At 45.7% G+C, this 16,888-nt stretch carries 8 protein-coding genes and 3 pseudogenes; 5 read left to right on the top strand and 6 right to left on the bottom strand.

The features are described from left to right. Positions 1–13 precede the first annotated feature (13 nt). The 3 genes and pseudogenes from JCM12259_RS09195 to JCM12259_RS09185 form a co-directional block, all read right to left on the bottom strand. Positions 14–1,402, bottom strand: coding sequence for a RagB/SusD family nutrient uptake outer membrane protein (locus tag JCM12259_RS09195; protein WP_025066242.1), 1,389 nt, complete (start codon positions 1,400–1,402; stop codon positions 14–16). A gap of 12 nt (positions 1,403–1,414) precedes the next feature. Then, positions 1,415–4,464: pseudogene (locus JCM12259_RS14795) on the bottom strand (SusC/RagA family TonB-linked outer membrane protein). Between the two features lie 14 nt (positions 4,465–4,478). Then, entirely contained in the window at positions 4,479–5,375 is an 897-nt protein-coding gene (locus JCM12259_RS09185; RefSeq protein WP_025066241.1) for a sirohydrochlorin chelatase, read from the bottom strand. A 496-nt stretch (positions 5,376–5,871) separates the two neighbouring features. On the opposite strand from JCM12259_RS09185, the gene JCM12259_RS09180 reads away from it, so the two are divergent. The 4 genes from JCM12259_RS09180 to JCM12259_RS09165 all read left to right on the top strand — a co-directional run bounded on the left by JCM12259_RS09180 (position 5,872) and on the right by JCM12259_RS09165 (position 9,820). After that, positions 5,872–6,423: a hypothetical protein gene (locus JCM12259_RS09180; RefSeq protein WP_025066240.1), complete on the top strand. Its 552-nt coding sequence runs from the start codon at positions 5,872–5,874 to the stop codon at positions 6,421–6,423. Positions 6,424–6,442: 19 nt separating this feature from the next. Next, positions 6,443–7,477, top strand: coding sequence for a hypothetical protein (locus JCM12259_RS14790; RefSeq protein WP_025066239.1), 1,035 nt, complete (start codon positions 6,443–6,445; stop codon positions 7,475–7,477). After that, positions 7,408–8,007 (top strand): hypothetical protein, encoded by a 600-nt coding sequence (locus tag JCM12259_RS15875; RefSeq protein ID WP_025066238.1) that lies wholly within the window; start codon positions 7,408–7,410, stop codon positions 8,005–8,007. The genes JCM12259_RS14790 and JCM12259_RS15875 overlap by 70 nt, the downstream gene beginning before the upstream one ends. 262 nt (positions 8,008–8,269) lie before the next feature. Next, positions 8,270–9,820: a ComEC/Rec2 family competence protein gene (locus JCM12259_RS09165; RefSeq protein ID WP_025066237.1), complete on the top strand. Its 1,551-nt coding sequence runs from the start codon at positions 8,270–8,272 to the stop codon at positions 9,818–9,820. Positions 9,821–9,952: 132 nt separating this feature from the next. On the opposite strand, the pseudogene JCM12259_RS14785 reads toward JCM12259_RS09165, so the two are convergent. The 3 genes and pseudogenes from JCM12259_RS14785 to JCM12259_RS09150 all read right to left on the bottom strand — a co-directional run bounded on the left by JCM12259_RS14785 (position 9,953) and on the right by JCM12259_RS09150 (position 14,441). Then, a pseudogene (locus JCM12259_RS14785) lies at positions 9,953–11,622 on the bottom strand (AMP-binding protein). A 13-nt stretch (positions 11,623–11,635) separates the two neighbouring features. After that, the gene (locus JCM12259_RS09155) at positions 11,636–13,300 is read right to left on the bottom strand and encodes an AMP-binding protein (RefSeq protein ID WP_025066236.1); all 1,665 of its coding nucleotides are present in this window, start codon (positions 13,298–13,300) and stop codon (positions 11,636–11,638) included. Positions 13,301–13,430: 130 nt separating this feature from the next. Beyond that, the gene (locus JCM12259_RS09150) at positions 13,431–14,441 is read right to left on the bottom strand and encodes an aspartate-semialdehyde dehydrogenase (RefSeq protein ID WP_025066235.1); all 1,011 of its coding nucleotides are present in this window, start codon (positions 14,439–14,441) and stop codon (positions 13,431–13,433) included. Between the two features lie 125 nt (positions 14,442–14,566). Between JCM12259_RS09150 and JCM12259_RS14780 the strand changes: the two are divergent. Beyond that, positions 14,567–16,688: pseudogene (locus JCM12259_RS14780) on the top strand (cation:proton antiporter domain-containing protein). The last annotated feature ends 200 nt before the right edge of the window (positions 16,689–16,888 follow it).

Below are 16,888 nucleotides of genomic sequence, written 5' to 3'. Positions count from 1 at the left end.
TTCTGTTTAAATATTACTTGTTGATTGGCCAACCTTCGTTTTGGCTTACATTATCGTTGAAGCGGTATTCAGTCCGTGGAATGGGGAATGTCCACCGATAATCATCGGCTGAGATACTGGCACTCGACGCCGTTCCCCAGCGTGATAAGCGCACCAAAGGCTGTGTATGCGTGCGTTTCAAATCGAAGAAATTGATGCCTTCACCCACAAACTCGCGTTGCTTATCCAGCAAAATGCGATTGAGCAAAGCATCCGAAGTGATACCAACAGGAGCTTCTTCTATGCCGATTAGCTTCCAATAGCGGTTGATCAAAGTGCGAGCCGCCTCGGTGTTACCTATTCTACAATAGGCTTCCGCGGCGATATAGAAAGCTCCTGCATAGCGAATCACGTTGATATACGACGTGGTTTTGCTTTCTTTATTATTCTTGTTGTATTTTCCCAAAAGGATTCTCACTGCGCCATCCATCGTAAACGGATAGGCAGAAGATGCTTTGCGCACATCCGAGTCATCGAAATTAAGCGTGGGATTAAGTGCGAAATAGTCGCCTTCTGTGTTTGAATACTGGATGGAAGCATATACTTGACTTGTTGTATTGAATGCAAAAATACGACCTTTAAAGGTTTCTCCCATCCAAAGTCGATTGAATCCATCGGCAGTGAAATAACTATTGTCTGCTTGAGCGATGATTTGTTCGGCATAGCGAATGGCTTCGGAATAATCCGAACTGTAAAGAGCGAGATCTGCTAAAAGATATTTTGTGGCGGTTTGTGATAGCCAACCATTGCGCTCGGGACGGTTTTCCACTTGTTCGGCATCGGTCAGTAATTGGCGGATATAGGTTACACATGCTTTGATCGATGATCTTTTGTTAGTCTCCAAACCCAAGAATTTTTTAATGATAACACCGTCTGCTTCCGGATTTCGATCGTAAGCTGGGGCGAAAAGGCGCAGAAGCTGGAAGTAACAAAGCGCTTTCAACGTTTTGGTTTCAGCCTCGACAGCTTGTTTCTGTTGCGTTTTCATCGTGGTATTAACCATTACTTGCGCCAACCTTTCAAGTAAAGCATCGCACGAAGAGATGGTGTTGTAATATCCCAGCCATATCGTCGGTGCCTGTTTGCTAATCTCCTTGTCTTCCCAATTATAGAGATTGAGTGCGGAAATGTCTTTGATCGAAACGGAAGTGGGACAAAAATCGTTGCCCAGCACTGATAGTTCGTATTCATGATGTGGGTAAGAGAGATAAGCAGAAGCCAGCAATGAACGCGCATTCTCAACGTTGTTGATCGCATCGGGATCTGAAAATTGATCCTGCGGAGGAATGTTCAGCGAACAGGAAGCAAGTGAGATGAAGCCTAATCCCACACCTACTATATATATGATAATTTGTTTCAGCATAACGAAAGATGATCAAAAAGTGAGGTTTACATGGAATGTAAAGACGGGCTGAATTGTTCCTGCGAGTTTGCCACTCTCCGGATCTGATTCTTTGTAAGCTGTCCATGTAAAGAGATTGGATCCTTGTAGCCCTACATTGGCATATTGAATGAAAGGCAACACCTTATGAAGCGCATTGGAGGGAATACGATAACGGATGGACATACTCGATAGTTTGAGATAGTCGCTATTGCCAACGGTCCGTGAGTTAGGATAAAGTGCAAGGTTTTCTTCTGCTGTCGTCTGTGTGTAGAACGGTGTCCAATATTCTTTGTTTTCATCTCCACGCTTGAACCACATCCTTTCCGTCTGTCCGGAAACAGCATTATAGATTGCTTGATCGCGATTTCGCACGTATTGATAATTGAATCTCTGCTTGCCGCCAAATACATAATAAAAAGAGATGTCGAAGTCGAATGACTTGTAAGAGAAGTTCGCGTTGAAGCTACCGGAGTAAGGTGGGGTAAGATGTCCGAGCGAAACGAAATCGTCTCGGGTCAAAGGCTCCGTTCCTTGTTTCTCTTTTCCATTCGGAGTAAGAAACACCGGATAACCTGTCAGTGGATTAATGCCTAACGAATGTGCTCCGTAAAGCATATCATAAGCCTTTCCGACTTCGTAATTTGGTAACAAAGACTGCTCGTCTAAGTACAATTTATCTGTCCAATAGAGACTGATCACTTTGTTACTGTTATATGCAATGTTGGCACCGAGATTCAAACGGCAATCGTAAGTATCGATAAGCCGGGCATTGATACCTGCTTCGATACCTCTGTTTTGTAGCACGCCGATGTTTCGTTTCAATGTGGTAAAACCCGTACTTGTGGGGATGGGCACATCGAGTAGCGCTTGTTCGGTGCGCCGGTTATACCAATTCACATCCAAGGTGACACGCTTGAATAGCTCCAAGGTCATTCCGATATCGGTGGCTCTATTCTGTTCGGCTTTCAAGTCTTTGTTATAGAGGGAGAGCAAAGCTAAGGATCGACTTGTTTCGTATGCCTGTTCTGAGAAAGCAAAGGTGCCGACAGTGCTCGATGCGGTGACTCCGTTGAGGTTAGCAGTAACTCCATACGAGGCTTTCAGATTGAGTCGGGTAAGCACTTTATTGTCTTTCAACCATGCATAATTAGTGGGTGTCCATCCAATACCGGCAGCCCAGGCTCTGTTCCATCGCTTATCTCGGGGTAAAACGGATGAAGCGTCGGCCTTGTAGGTGAGATATAGGTCGTAAAGTTCGTTGAATGTGTAGCCTGCAACAACTCCGATACCAGTTGTGCATTCTTGTCACGAGGATTCCTAACTTCCGGTTGGCGATAACCGTGAAGGGAGCGGTTGATGGCTGATGGCGAATCGACATTACCAACACCGTACCCTGTTATACCGACAGCATCGTAGTTAAATAGATAATAGTCCATATTGGCTCCCAATGTTAGGTCGTGCACTTCGCCGAACGTATGATTGTAGGTGGCGCGGAGATTACTCGACAGATTCGTTGTGGTGGCCTTCGTACGACTATAAATGCCTCGTGCTAACTCCGGTACACCTGTATTAGACTCTGAGTAAGCAGAAGCAGGCGTAAAACGATGATCTTCCCCCAGAAGAATATCGAGTCCGGCAACATACGCAACTGTCAATCCTGCTAAGGGATTCAGGGTGAGATTAGCACTTACACCGGCGTTTTTATCGCTCGAATCACTGTTGTATTGATGGATCAAATCATTATATGTATGGTTGGGATAGGAATATAGACTACCCGTCTTACGTTCGTAAGGATTGAGATTATAAACTAACGATGTGGGATCAAATGTCGTACCGTTGGGCGTTTTACTCTTGGCATAACCACCGTTGACACCCAACATCAGATAACCTAACTTCCCGATCCGTTGGTCTAAGCTCATTCTCACGTTGAAACGTTGCTTGTTGTTACCTTCCATTCTGCCTCCTTGGTAGGTGTAATTACCCGAGATATAATAAGTGGTAACATTGTTCCCGCCCTTGATACCGATGCTGTGTTTCTGATAAATGTTATTGCGGATAAGCTCCTTAAACCAATCCGTGTGCGTATTTCGAAGCTCATCGAGTTTTTGTTCACCTTCTCTGATGAGCTGTTCTTTATTTGGATCAGTGGCATGATATTTCTCATAGAAGTCCCGACTGAATCTATATCCCGGAGCGGCAGGATTTTGCAGCAAACGTTCGAGTTCTAACTTCTCTGCCGAATCCATCATCTTCACGCCTCGTCTACCACGTGCAGTGATACCGAAATCCATTCCGTAGGTTACGGTTGTCTTGCCTTGATACCCGCGTTGAGATGCAATTTCAAGTACGCCATTGGCGGCTTTCACACCATAAAGCGCACAAGCAGCTGCGTCTTTCAATACTTTAATACTACTGATATCTTGCGGGTTGAGATTATAGAATGTTTCTGCCGAGATAATCTGTCCGTCAAGCACATATAGTGGTTCGTTGGTTTCATTGCCACGGCGTAGTGAAGAGTTGCCACGGATACGTATCTGTGGGGCCGATCCCAACTCACCCGTATTGATGATGTTCAATCCCGGCACCATACCTTGCAGTGCCAATCCCATGTCGATCATAGGTTTCTCGGTGAGTCGCTTCATATCTACATTCTCCACGACACCCGACTTGGCGCGCAGGTCAATGGCATTGATATTGCTCTTGGCTTTGATCACCACCTCACCTAAATTCTTGGCGTTCTCAGACAGTTTGACATTGAGCTGTCCCTGCCCGCTATATTTCACCCGTTTAGGGGCATAGCCGATGTAGGAGAACACGATCTCTGCTCCTTGTTTCCAGGGTCCGCCGAGCTGATAACGTCCATTTATATCCGTCACAGCAATTGAGTGGGTGCCTGTCACACGGACAGTCACACCCACCAAAGGCTCATTTTGCACATCAGTTACATAGCCGAACAGTCTGTTTTCCTGACCGTGGCATCGGAGAGAAACGGCAAACAGCAAGCCGACTACCAACAGAACAGTTGTTCTGAAACTCCTCATGACCTTCTGTTTCCTTATCTTGCGCTATGCAGCCACAGCTTTGTCTGTTCCACAACCCAATCGGCTACGAGATCGGTTGAAGCCGGAAGAATGCCCTCGGGGCTGTAAACGATTTCCACACCACGGCCTTTCACCAGTGCAGCTTGTTGCTCACTCATCTTATAGTGATCTGCCATTCGCTTCACATCTGATGTGAGATAGATGCCTTGCACGATGATGCGCTTCTTGGCTTGAGCTGCTTTTTCTAAGAGTGGCATGAGTTTGACATTGAAGTTGTGTCCCATCTCGATAAGTTTTCCGTCGGTGTAAGTAATCTTGCTATGCTCTTTGATGTATTTCCCCACATTCTGCAAGATATTCGTCCAAAAACCGATGCGCTCGTTATCGCCATGCGCGAGGAGGATCACGGCTTCATTGGCGGGATCTTTCGAAAGGCTTTTGATTCGTCCCATCATGGATTCTTCCAAAACATTGCTATAATAAAAGGTGGGACCGAGCACAATCGGTGTACGGCTCTTCACCAGTTCTGTTTTCTCTTCTGCCAGTTCCTCGCGCACATAAGGATTGTATTTCTGTCCAAGGATATTCGGTAGATCCTCTTCGGTGTGACTTGACGGCGCCATGAATAGCGGCAAAGCGAAAATAGAGTCTACGCCTTGCGCTTCACAATCTTTGATAACCGAGGCCACCGACGGTTCGGTGTATTCCATCATGGCCACACGAACATAGTCGATACCTTTCAATTGGGCGGTCTTCATTTTGTTCCGAACGATTCCTTCGAGGTTTAAAACGGGTTTGCGCCAACTCTCCATCGGCGAACCATGAGCAATCACAACAAGTGCATTCTTGGCTTCTGCGCCACAGATGCTTGTTATCAACAGGGTGAGAGCGAAAAGTAACTTTTTCATCATTCTATTTATTTTGTTTTGATTTGTTATCCAATCTCTCAGATATATGTAGATCTTGTCTTTAATCGTCAGATCCATTTAACGATGTGCAAAACTATTAAAAAGCGTAGAGGTAGACAATACCCAAAAATAGTGAAATTCATAACTATGAAGCCGTTGAGCAGTATATTCTTTACCCAATAATTGTTATCTCAACAGGTTGTCGAATGATAGAAGTATAAGATGAATAATAATGTTGATTTAATAATTTGACAAACGGATGCCTGATAATTCTTTTTTGAAAAATAATGCGCTCTTTTAGTCCCGAATAAGAACCATGGGAGTGCTGCCCCACAAGTCCTATGGCGCTGCCCCAGCACCATAGGACTTGTGGTTGACAGGTAGTAGGGGGACACATGAGGGAGGTTTAATGTACCAATTAATTGAATGTTAAATAAAGTGAAGCCTAAATAATACATATTTTTTTGCTTAACTTTGCACTCACTTTTTTATCTTACTTATGACTTGGAATAAAATAATCGTCGTATCAATGTTACTTATTATAAGTAATTCTGCATATGCACAGCGTGAACAAGGCTTGTTTCTAGAATTATTTGGTGCATCCACCACGTTGGGGATTCACTATGATACTCGTTTCAATGACCACACGAACTGGGGAGGAAGAGTCGGCATTGCTTACACCCATTCCAATTCTCAAAGTTTCTTTGAATCTGCCCCTGAGAGAACAAGCGGATGGAGCTTTCCAATAGCCGTAAATTATCTTATAGGTGGTGGAAAACACCATGCAGAGGTCGGTATAGGGATAAGTTATGGCATTTACAGTTGTACATATCATGACAAAGGTGGAAGAGAGGTTCAATACGACAGGTCCGGAACCTTTGGCTTTATAGATCTTGGTTATCGTTTTCAACCTAAAAAGGGGATTATGGTACGTGCCGGACTTAACCCTGGCGTAGCTTTGGGAAGACATGACCAACTGGGACGGAATGATCATGGTGTCGATCGTGCGGCCGTAATCTATCCTTATATAAGCTTTGGATATAATTTTTAATAAATAAATACGTATGAGAATGAGAAATTACTTACTGACAGTTTCTGTCGGATTATTTGTGTGCGCTTGTAATTCAGGGGATATTGCTGAGCAGGTGGGAAAAGAGACCAAGAAATCTAATGAGACTGTATCCACTGAAATCATGTCTTTTGACAGTAAAGATGATTTTAAGAAAGCCCTAGACAACTATGATGTAACGAAAGAATTTGCAACAAGAGTTTCGAATTCTTTCCCATCTGCCGACAATGCCTATAAAAATTCTTCAGAAACAGACTTTAATGCTGAACAAATAGGGTTTCTTGTACCTGATGAGAAGTTTCGACATTTTTTGAATAAAGATTTAGAGATTGTTGTTAATGATACATTGTATCGTATAACAAAGGATGGTACATTCTTTACTCACAGTTCTAACAAGGAAGAGTTAGAGAAGGCTGTTGCTAAGGTTGAAAACTTTACTAATGTTACTGAAAGTATGAAGCAATTAGGCAATGTAAAGTTGAAAGACACCTTTGGAACATGGAATAATAAATCTTCTAATCCAATAGATGATGAGGAATATTTCGACGAAGATGAAAACGATGTTGTTATACCTAATCAGTCTGCAACGAGGTCCGCTTCCCGTGATGAACTTACGAGAGAAGATGTGGAGAAATTTCCTGTCGTAGGAGCTGTTAAGGTTCATCTTGTGGATAAGATAATCAGATTTTCTCCCCATTACCTCAATCATACAAAGATTAGGTTCAGTTCAAATTCACGTAGGAAACTATATGTGTCTTTATACAGATATGATTATGTGTTCGGAGTCTCCATTGGCCTTGATTGCAAAGTAATGAAAAAACTTTGGCATGGTTTGAAATGGGGAAGAATGAAAAATTGGGGTGATGGTATTTATTATGGTCTTTCTTCACTGATTGTGAGACAACAAATAAAAGAACCGGCTTTTAATGACTTTATGAATTTTGGTAAGGCTAAATTACAAAATCAATGGCAGAGCTTACCAATCACAAATTCACAACCTATGCTGAAGCTACAAAGAATTTTAAAGGTGGAATAGAGAATAGGTGGAATACAGAGTATAATGGAAATCCCACAAAGAGTCCCTATATTATTCCTATTATAGGAGAAAGTGTCTATAATATATTGGGAGAGGGTAAAGCTTCAGAAAAAATAGCAGAGAGACTTGACCATTTTTTGGTAAATAAGGGAATAAACTTCTTCTCTGGATTGGATACAAGTAATTCTGGGAAACAGATACAATTCTTTTCTGAGAACGACAGAGCTGTGTATAGTTTCTTTAGTAATGATATTACGTGGAATGGAGGAGGTTACAGAATACATGATACGTTCCTTAAATATTATAGAAATATTGTCTTAGGAGTAACTATCAACTTTGGAGGTTCCAATTCAAATATAAAAGTAAAACCTAATATTTCTAATAATGATTTTTTAGGATCACCAGAAATATTCTTTTGTGAAGGTATAGTTTATACGAGAGATGGGGATGGTTGGATTGGAGCAAAGATTATACAGGAAGCTCCCGACAAATCTATTCCAACATTTCATTTTGGAGGAGGACGTAGATAAATCTTTGTAGGATATTTGTAATTATTTATACAAGCCAGAGGAATTTTCTTTGGAGGATGTATTAAAAGTAATGTGCCAAAAAGTTAGACAAAACTTTTTGGCACATCTTGTCTTTTATCCACCATTTTGTGGTTAATGGACATAGGAGTACATATGAGGGAGGTTTGAAGTTTAAACTCCTGCGTAATAAATTGCGGTGTGACGGGCGTCGGTCCTGATTTTTCTTCGTATATTTGCAGCCTAACCGCATTATCTAAGCCGAATGGATACGAATGGAAAGATTCAGTTGTTCCCTTTGTTGCGCATTGCCATCGCATTGGTCTTGGGTGTCGTGGCGGGCGACGGAGTGGGGGACAGACTTCCGGTGTGGATATGGCTTTCGATGCTGGGCGCAATGTTGGTTCCGCTATGCTTTACGCGGTTTAAGCCGGTAACGGAAACCTGTCTGATCTATGCTGCCGTCTTTGTTCTCGGGGCTTGGATCACGACACTGAAAGAGGCGCAACTGCGGATCGTGCTGCCCGATGATGAAGTGGAATATCAGGCGGTTGTCATCAGTCGGCCGGTCGTGAGAGGGAAAGTTATCAGATTCGATATGCTGATCACGCATTGCGAGGGTAGCCCGTGCAGGCGTCCTTTGCGTGTGAAAGCGACTTTGCTGCGTGACACCGTGGCGGGCAGATATAGGCAATTGGATGTGGGGAGCGGACTCACGGCGCGTTCCGTTTTGGTTCATCCTGTGGGGTATGCTGCCGATTCGCATTTCGATTACGTACGTTGGCTGCAAGTGCATGGCTTTGTCGCCGAAACATTCATTTATTATACACAGTGGCAGCAAGAGCCGGCCGATCTATCTTCATTGTCAGAATGGGAACAGACCAGACTCTCGGCGTTGCGTCTGCGGCAACGGTTAGCAGACCGTTTGAGACATTGCGGCATCGAGGGCGAAGCGCTGTCGGTGGTTGCGGCAATGACATTGGGGGATAAAAGCGGGTTGACCCGCGAGGTGAAAGAGGCCTATTCTGTTTCGGGGGCATCGCATGTGCTGGCACTCTCGGGACTCCATTTGGGCATCATCTATGCCTTTCTCACGTTGCTGTTCCCGCATCGTCGGTGGCGCGTGGCGAGCCAAGGTGTGGTGCTCAGCAGCATTTGGAGTTATGTAATCTTGGTGGGTATGCCGTCATCGGTGGTCCGTGCGGCCGTGATGCTCTCCATCTATGCCGTTGCATCGCTGCTGGGTAGGGCTCGCATGTCGGTCAATGCTTTGTCGTTGGCGGCTATTGTGATGCTCGTTGCCAACCCGCTCACTCTCTGGGACATTGGTTTCCAACTCTCATTTGCGGCCGTGATGGCCATCTTCATCTTGTTTCAACCGCTCTATGGATTGCTGCTCGAGCGGTTGTGGATATCGTCGCGCATAGTGAAATGGGTGTGGTCGATGATCGTCGTGTCTGTCGCGGCACAAGTGGGGACGGCTCCGCTGGTGATGTATTACTTCGGTCGATATTCTTGTTATTTTCTGCTGACTAACTTCCTGGTCATCCCCGCCGCCATGCTGATTCTCTATTCAGTGCTTGCCATGTTTGCACTCTCGCCGTTCGCCGTTGTGGAAAGATTGCTTGCCACGTTTGTTCTGACTGTCGCCCGGTGGCTGAATGGCGGTGTCTCACATATTGCAGCGTGGCCGGGTGCCAGCATTGAGGGGATTCGAATCAGTCGGCTACAATTGGTCTTGATTTATTTGCTCATCGGTTGTGTTTACGCCGCGGTGCATTATGTGCGGAAGCTGTATCGGATGTCGCGTGCTTGAAAGGCGCCGCATGCTTGCATTTATGCTTCTATCGTACCCAACGAATGTGTCCTCTCTTACCCAGCTGTTGGGCAGGAGAGGACACATTCGCTGGGTAGAGAGCTACCCAGCGGTTAGGTGTAACGATGCATGCTAATTGTTGTCTTGATACAGATAGCGTTTGATGCTCTTCTTGGGCGTTTTCTCAAACTCTTCGTCGTAAAGGTGGATGCTCGACAGCTTGCTGTAAGCGGGAAGCACGGCATTGAGAGCTTGGCGATTCTGCTCCATGATGTTGGTGAGATCTTCATTGGAGAATCCCATGGTCTTGGCTTCCTCGAAGTCGGGATAAACCAGCCCGATGAGTTTCTCGCCGCTTTGGATGACAACGCTCTCAGTGACCATGGCCATGGAATTGAGTTTGTCCTCGATCTCCTCCGGGTAAATGTTCTGCCCGCTGGCGCCGAGAAGCATATTCTTGGAACGCCCCTTGATGAAGATATTGCCCTGGTCGTCCATCGTGCCCAAATCGCCCGTATGATACCACCCCTCGGGGTCGATGGTGGTCCGTGTGGCTTCTTCGTCTTTGTAATAGCCGAGCATCACATTCAGTCCTCGTGCCAATATCTCGCCTGGCACGTTGGCTGGATCGGGGCTGTCTATTTTCACCTCCATGTGGATGACAGGGCGGCCGCACGATCCGGGTATGAAGGTCTGATAGTCGGCATACGCAATGATCGGTGCACATTCGGTGGCTCCATAGCCGACCGTGAAGGGGAACCCGATCTTGTGTAAGAATGTTTCCACCTCGCGATTGAAGGCGGCACCGCCGATGATGACTTCATAAAAGTGGCCGCCAAAGGTTCGGACACTTGTTCACAAATTTTCTGATTAACTTTCTTGCTGATGACCGGCATATTGAGTAATAGTCGCATCCCATTGTTCTGAATTTTGGGGAATACTTTCTTGCGGATGATCTTCTCGATGATCAGGGGCACTGCGATGATGACAGCAGGTCGGACATCGGCAAAGGCCTGTGCGATGATGGCCGGACTTGGGATGCGGGTGAGATAGAAAATATGGCAGCCCGAAAGAAATTCGAAGATAAATTCGAATGCCATTCCATACATGTGGGCCATGGGCAAGATGCTGATGATGTTGTCGCCGGGATGGATCTTATCACCAAGCACATGGATGGCAAAGTCGAAGTTGCTCCATAATGCTCGGTAAGGAATCATCACACCTTTGGAGAATCCGGTGGTTCCACTGGTATAGTTGATCATAGCCAATTGGTCGGACGAATGATCAATGTAGTAATGTATGTGTTCTTTGCGGAAATACTTGGGGTATTTCTTGCCAAACATCTCATTGAGATGCTCTCGGGCAAAGGTCAGTTGGTCGGTGCGCGATATGACCAGCGAGTAATCGGGAATATAGATGATTCCTTCCAGCCCCGGCATCTTGGTTCCATCGATCGTGGTGGCTACGACATCGCCCACGAAGAGCAATTTGGCTTCGGAGTGATTGACAATGTTGTGCACCTGCTCGGCCGTGAATTCGTGTAGGATAGGCACGGCAATAGCTCCATAAGTGAGTGTAGCGAGGAAAGCCACTGCCCAGTTGGCACTATTACGGCCGCAGAGGGCGATCTTGTCACCTCGTTGTATGCCGCTATTTTCGAATAAGATGTGAAGTTTTTCGATCTTGCGGGCTACATCGTGATATTGCAATGTGATGCCTTTATAATCTGAGAGAGCATCGCGATCCCAATTGTTGATAATGCTTTCCTCGATCAGTTTGTTGAAACTAGGTGTTTGTTCCATATAATTATTCGATTTAAACGTTTTTGTATAAGTATCTCTTAATGCTTTTCTTAGGCGTCTTCTCAAACTCCTCGGTGCGTAGATGAATGGTAGCCAACTTGCAGTAGGGAGGTAGCTGTTCGTTGAGTTCCTGTCGGTTTTGTTCCATGATACCGGTCAGATCCTCGTCGGTGAGATCTAGCACACGGGCTTCTTCGTAGTCGGGATAGACCAGTCCGATGATCCTCTCTCCGTCTTGAATGACTAAGCTTTCGTTGACCATCGTCATGGAGTTTAATTGGTTTTCGATTTCTTCGGGATAGACATTCTGTCCATTCGAACCGAGTAACATGTTCTTGATGCGTCCGTTGATGAAAATATGTCCGTCTTCGCTCATCGTACCGAGGTCGCCTGTATGAAACCATCCGTCTTCATCAATCACTTTACGCGTGGCTTCTTCATTCTTATAATAGCCCAGCATCACATTGAGACCTCTCGTAATGATCTCGCCGGGAATGTTTTGGGGATCTGGGCTTGCCACCTTGACCTCCATTCGGGTGACTACTGTGCCGCACGAACCCGGTACGAAATCAGTCCAGTCGCTGAATGTAATCATCGGGGCTGTCTCTGTTGTGCCGTAACCAACAGTGATCGGGAATCCGATATTCACCAAGAAGTCTTCAATCTCTTTATTCAGGCTGGCACCGCCGACCACCACTTCGTATGCATTACCACCGAAAGCTTCTTTCACGGTCTCACAAATACGCTCTTTCACTTTCTTGTTGATCACGGGCATATTCATCAGCAGTCGTACTTTGTTGTTCTGTACGATAGGGAACACTTTTTTACGGATGATTTTCTCAACGATCAGCGGAACGGAGATTACCACAGCCGGCTTTACCTCGGCAATTGCTTCAGCAATAAGAGACGGGCTTGGTAATCGAGTCAGGAAATAAATGTGGTTGCCGAAGCAAAACTCAAAGATGAATTCCACCAGTTGGCCATACATGTGTGCCATTGGCAACATGCTTAACACTTTACTCCCTCGTGTGAGATGCTTACCGATTGCTTCATTAATGAAGTCCATATTGCTCCATAGCGCCCGATAAGGCAACATGACACCTTTGGAGAAACCTGTTGTTCCGCTGGTGTAATTGATTATTGCCAATTCCTCAGCTGTATCTTGATGATAGTGGACGTGCTCCTTTCGGAAAAATTTAGGATATTTGCGACCGAACATTTCATTGAGATGTTCGCGTGCATAGATGAGCTTTTCTGAGCGTGACTCAAGTAAAGAGAAATCGGGCAAATATATGATGCCTTCCAGAGTCGGCATCTGCAACGCATCAATCTGTGTAGCCACGACATCGCCTACAAATAAAAGGCGTGATTCGGAATGATTGACAATATTATAAATCTGATCCGGTGTGAATTCATGTTGAATCGGTACGACAACTGCTCCATACGCGATCGTTGCCAAAAAGGTAACGGCCCAATGCGCACTATTACGTCCGCAGATTGCGATTTTATCGCCTTTCTCAACGCCACTGCTTTCAAAGAGGATATGTAGTTTCTCGATTTTCCGCGCCACATCATGATATTGTAGCGTAGCCCCTTTGTAATCTGTCAGGGCGTCCAAATCCCAATTGTTTATGATACTCTGTTCAACGAAGGAGTTAAAGCTGGGTATTGATTCCATTGCACAAATCTCAAAAATATGTGCAAAGATACGACCTTCTTTGCACATATCAAAATCTTTTGTGCATATTTTAAGCCTTGTTGTCCCTAATGGGAATAGACTTGCTGTGTAGGTCTTAGTGAATAAAGATCTATTTCACGTCTCCTACTTTGATCAAATACTCGGCAATCTGCACGGCATTCAATGCTGCACCCTTGCGAATTTGGTCTCCACTGAGCCAAAACGTGAGTCCGTGGTCGTCAGCTAAATCCTTACGCACCCGACCGACAAACACATCATCCTTGCCGGCTGTCTCCAAAGGCATCGGATAAATGAGATGATCGGGATCGTCTTTCAGTGTGCATCCTGGTGCGGAAGCTATGGCCCGGCGAGCTTCTTCGACGCTGATGGGACGCTCGGTCTCTATCCACACACTTTCGGAATGCGACCGGAGCGAACTCACGCGCACACACATGGCCGAACATTTCACATCACTGTGCAGAATTTTTTGTGTCTCATTAAACATCTTCATCTCCTCTTTCGTATAACCAGTGTCGGTGAAGGCGTCGATCTGCGGAATCACATTATAAGCTAACTGATGCGGAAACTTATTCACGGTGACCATTTTTCCTTCAACAATCTCTTTGTATTGCTGCTCCAACTCGGCCATAGCAGCTGCGCCGGCACCGCTTGCACTCTGATAGCTTGCTACGTGAATGCGCTTGATGTGAGACAGATTCTCCAATGGTTTCAGCACCACCACCATCATAATCGTGGTACAATTGGGGTTTGCAATAATACCGCGGGGCCGATCGAGTGCATCTTCTGCATTGCATTCGGGCACCACAAGGGGCACGTCTTTGTCCATTCTGAAAGCGCTGGAATTATCGATCATCACGGCACCATGCTTGGTAATGGTGTCTGCAAATTCCTTGGACGTTCCGCCACCAGCCGAAACAAAGGCGATATCCACGTCTTTGAAGTCGTCGTTATGCTGTAAAAGCTTTACTTCATAATCTTTTCCTCGAAAGGTATATGTATGTCCAGCACTGCGCTCCGAACCGAAAAGCACCAATTCATCTATCGGGAAATTCCGCTCAGCAAGTATGCGAAGAAACTCTTGTCCCACTGCACCGCTTGCCCCAATAATCGCTATTTTCATCTGCTTATCAATTAATGAACGAACTAAAAATGTCTTGCAAAAGTACAACTTTCTAAAACAAACGCATCCGAAATAGATATATTTTTTGCAACTTTGTGCTTTCAAACCGATTCACAAATTGTTTTATGCCCGACATCTCACATTACCTCCCTATCACGAGTCCGACAATGATTTTCCTCGTAGTGCTGTTGATCGTCTTGTCTGCCCCCATTATAATGGGCAAATTACGTATTCCGCACATCATCGGAATGGTTATTGCGGGCGTGATCGTAGGTCAATACGGTCTCAATATACTCATCCGCGACAATTCGTTTGAGCTTTTCGGCCGTGTGGGACTATACTATATAATGTTCCTTGCAGCCTTGGAGATGGACAATGAAGGGCTGAAAAAAAACAAATATAAGCTACTGACATTCGGACTTCTCACTTTTGTCATCCCCTTTGGCCTGACTTACTTCACCTGTACGATGCTTTTAGGTTACGGATCGATGCGATCTTTATTGTTGAGTTGTATTATGGCTTCCAACACTTTGATTGCTTATCCCATCGTGGGACGTTTCGGATTACAGCGCAAACCGAGTGTTTCGCTCAGCGTCGGAGCATCGATGTTGGCGTTGTTTTTAGCTCTTGTGGTGCTGGCAATGCTCACAGCGATCACCGAGAAGTACGGAGGCATCGGCTTTTGGATATGGTTCGGTTTGAAATTTGCATTGTTCTGTACCGCATTAATACTGCTGATTCCGCGGCTTACACGCTGGTTTCTGCGTCGATATAGCGATGCCGTGATGCAGTTTATATTTATTATGGCAATGCTGTTTATGAGTGCTGCCCTGGCCGAACTCATCGAATTAGAAGGCATTCTCGGTGCATTCCTTTCGGGCTTGATTCTCAATCGCTATATCCCTCACATCTCGCCGCTGATGAATCGCATCGAGTTTATCGGTAACGCACTGTTCATCCCTTATTTTCTGATTGGTGTAGGCATGCTTATTAATGTGCGATTGTTGTTTGCAGGGGGTGGAATCATTTGGGTATTGATCTGTTTGACCGTTGCAGGAACATTGGGAAAAGCCCTTGCTGCCTATCTTTCGAGTTTCAGTTTTCGTCTCCCATTGTCGTCGGGCCACATGATGTTCGGCCTCACTTCGGCCCATGCGGCAGGTTCGATTGCAATGATTATGGTAGGAATGCGCCTACAAACGGCCGACGGACAACCCATGATTGATAACAGTGTGTTGAATGCCGTCATCCTGATGATTCTTTTCACATGTGTCGTTTCGACTATTGTTACCGAACGGGCAGCCCGACGGATAACGCTTAGAGACAAAGAGCTGCCGACGGATAACGATCAGTCGACCGATGACGAGAACATACTCATCCTGTGAAATATCCCGAATATGCCACGAATTTGATCTCGTTGGCTCTCATGATGCGCAATCCGAAACTCGGACGCGGACTGATCGGACTCAATGTATCTATGACGACGCACAGATGCGCAGCAACCAAGAAAAAGGTCGCCGCCTGCTTGAACAACTCACACGTTATGCCAGTGCCGCGGATGTAATGATGCAGACACAAGTGCGCATAGCGGCCAATATCGCAAACGGCATCAAACACGCATTCAAAGAGTATCAGGCATCCGAGATCATCATCGGAATGCATATGCACAAAGATGTTTCTGCGGGATTTTGGGGACAATTCCACCAAAGTCTTTTCAATGGATTGAGCCGACAGATCATGATGGTTCGCTTGCGCCAACCACTCAACACGATTCGTCGCATACAGGTAGCTGTGCCGTCTCGAGCGCAGTTCGAACCGGGCTTTTACCGCTGGTTAGAACGCCTCTCACGCGTGGCATGCAATTTAGAGTGCCGCATTCAGTTTCACGGACGTACCGACACATTGGCACTCATCAATGAATATGTCCGCAATCGGCACCCGAGTCTGCGCGTAGATTACACCACAATGGATCACTGGAACGAACTTCCACGCCTTGCAGGAACCATTGCCGAAGATCATCTCTTTGTCGTTGTCACGGCTCGTAAGGGCACCGTGTCTTACAAAACGGCGTTAGAACGTTTACCGGAAGAGCTTACTCGCCATTTTTCCGGCACCAATCTCATCATCATTTTCCCCGATCAATTCGGCGAAGAGATGGATAAGATGACCTTTGCAGAGCCTCAGCATCAGGAGGAGCGCAGTGCTTACGAGGCCGTTGGCGAGTGGATCAGGCGACAGGTGCACTAATCAATTGTTTATTATTGCTGTCCAGTTAAAAACTTCTCTTTTTTTACTTGTGTAATAAAAATCCGCGGTTTTTTGCTTCCCAGAGTGTCAGGCAACAAATAATCCGCGGTTTTTTGCTTCCTAGAGTGTCAGGCAACAAATAATCCGCGGTTTTTTGCTTCCCGGAGTGTCAGGCAACAAAAAATCCGCGGTTTTTTGCC

The sequence above is a fragment of the Hoylesella enoeca JCM 12259 genome (assembly GCF_000613405.1).
GTDB classification, from domain to species: Bacteria; Bacteroidota; Bacteroidia; order Bacteroidales; family Bacteroidaceae; genus Prevotella; species Prevotella enoeca.
Note: the sequence above shows the minus strand (reverse complement) of the source record. Positions and strands in the feature narration are given on the sequence as shown.

Coding starts and splice junctions, on each gene's coding strand:
- JCM12259_RS09165 (WP_025066237.1), top strand. CDS start 8,270: ATGGATACGAATGGAAAGATTCAGTTGTTCCCTTTGTTGCGCATTGCC.
- JCM12259_RS09180 (WP_025066240.1), top strand. CDS start 5,872: ATGACTTGGAATAAAATAATCGTCGTATCAATGTTACTTATTATAAGT.
- JCM12259_RS14790 (WP_025066239.1), top strand. CDS start 6,443: ATGAGAAATTACTTACTGACAGTTTCTGTCGGATTATTTGTGTGCGCT.
- JCM12259_RS09150 (WP_025066235.1), bottom strand. CDS start 14,441: ATGAAAATAGCGATTATTGGGGCAAGCGGTGCAGTGGGACAAGAGTTT.
- JCM12259_RS15875 (WP_025066238.1), top strand. CDS start 7,408: ATGGCAGAGCTTACCAATCACAAATTCACAACCTATGCTGAAGCTACA.
- JCM12259_RS09155 (WP_025066236.1), bottom strand. CDS start 13,300: ATGGAATCAATACCCAGCTTTAACTCCTTCGTTGAACAGAGTATCATA.
- JCM12259_RS09185 (WP_025066241.1), bottom strand. CDS start 5,375: ATGATGAAAAAGTTACTTTTCGCTCTCACCCTGTTGATAACAAGCATC.
- JCM12259_RS09195 (WP_025066242.1), bottom strand. CDS start 1,402: ATGCTGAAACAAATTATCATATATATAGTAGGTGTGGGATTAGGCTTC.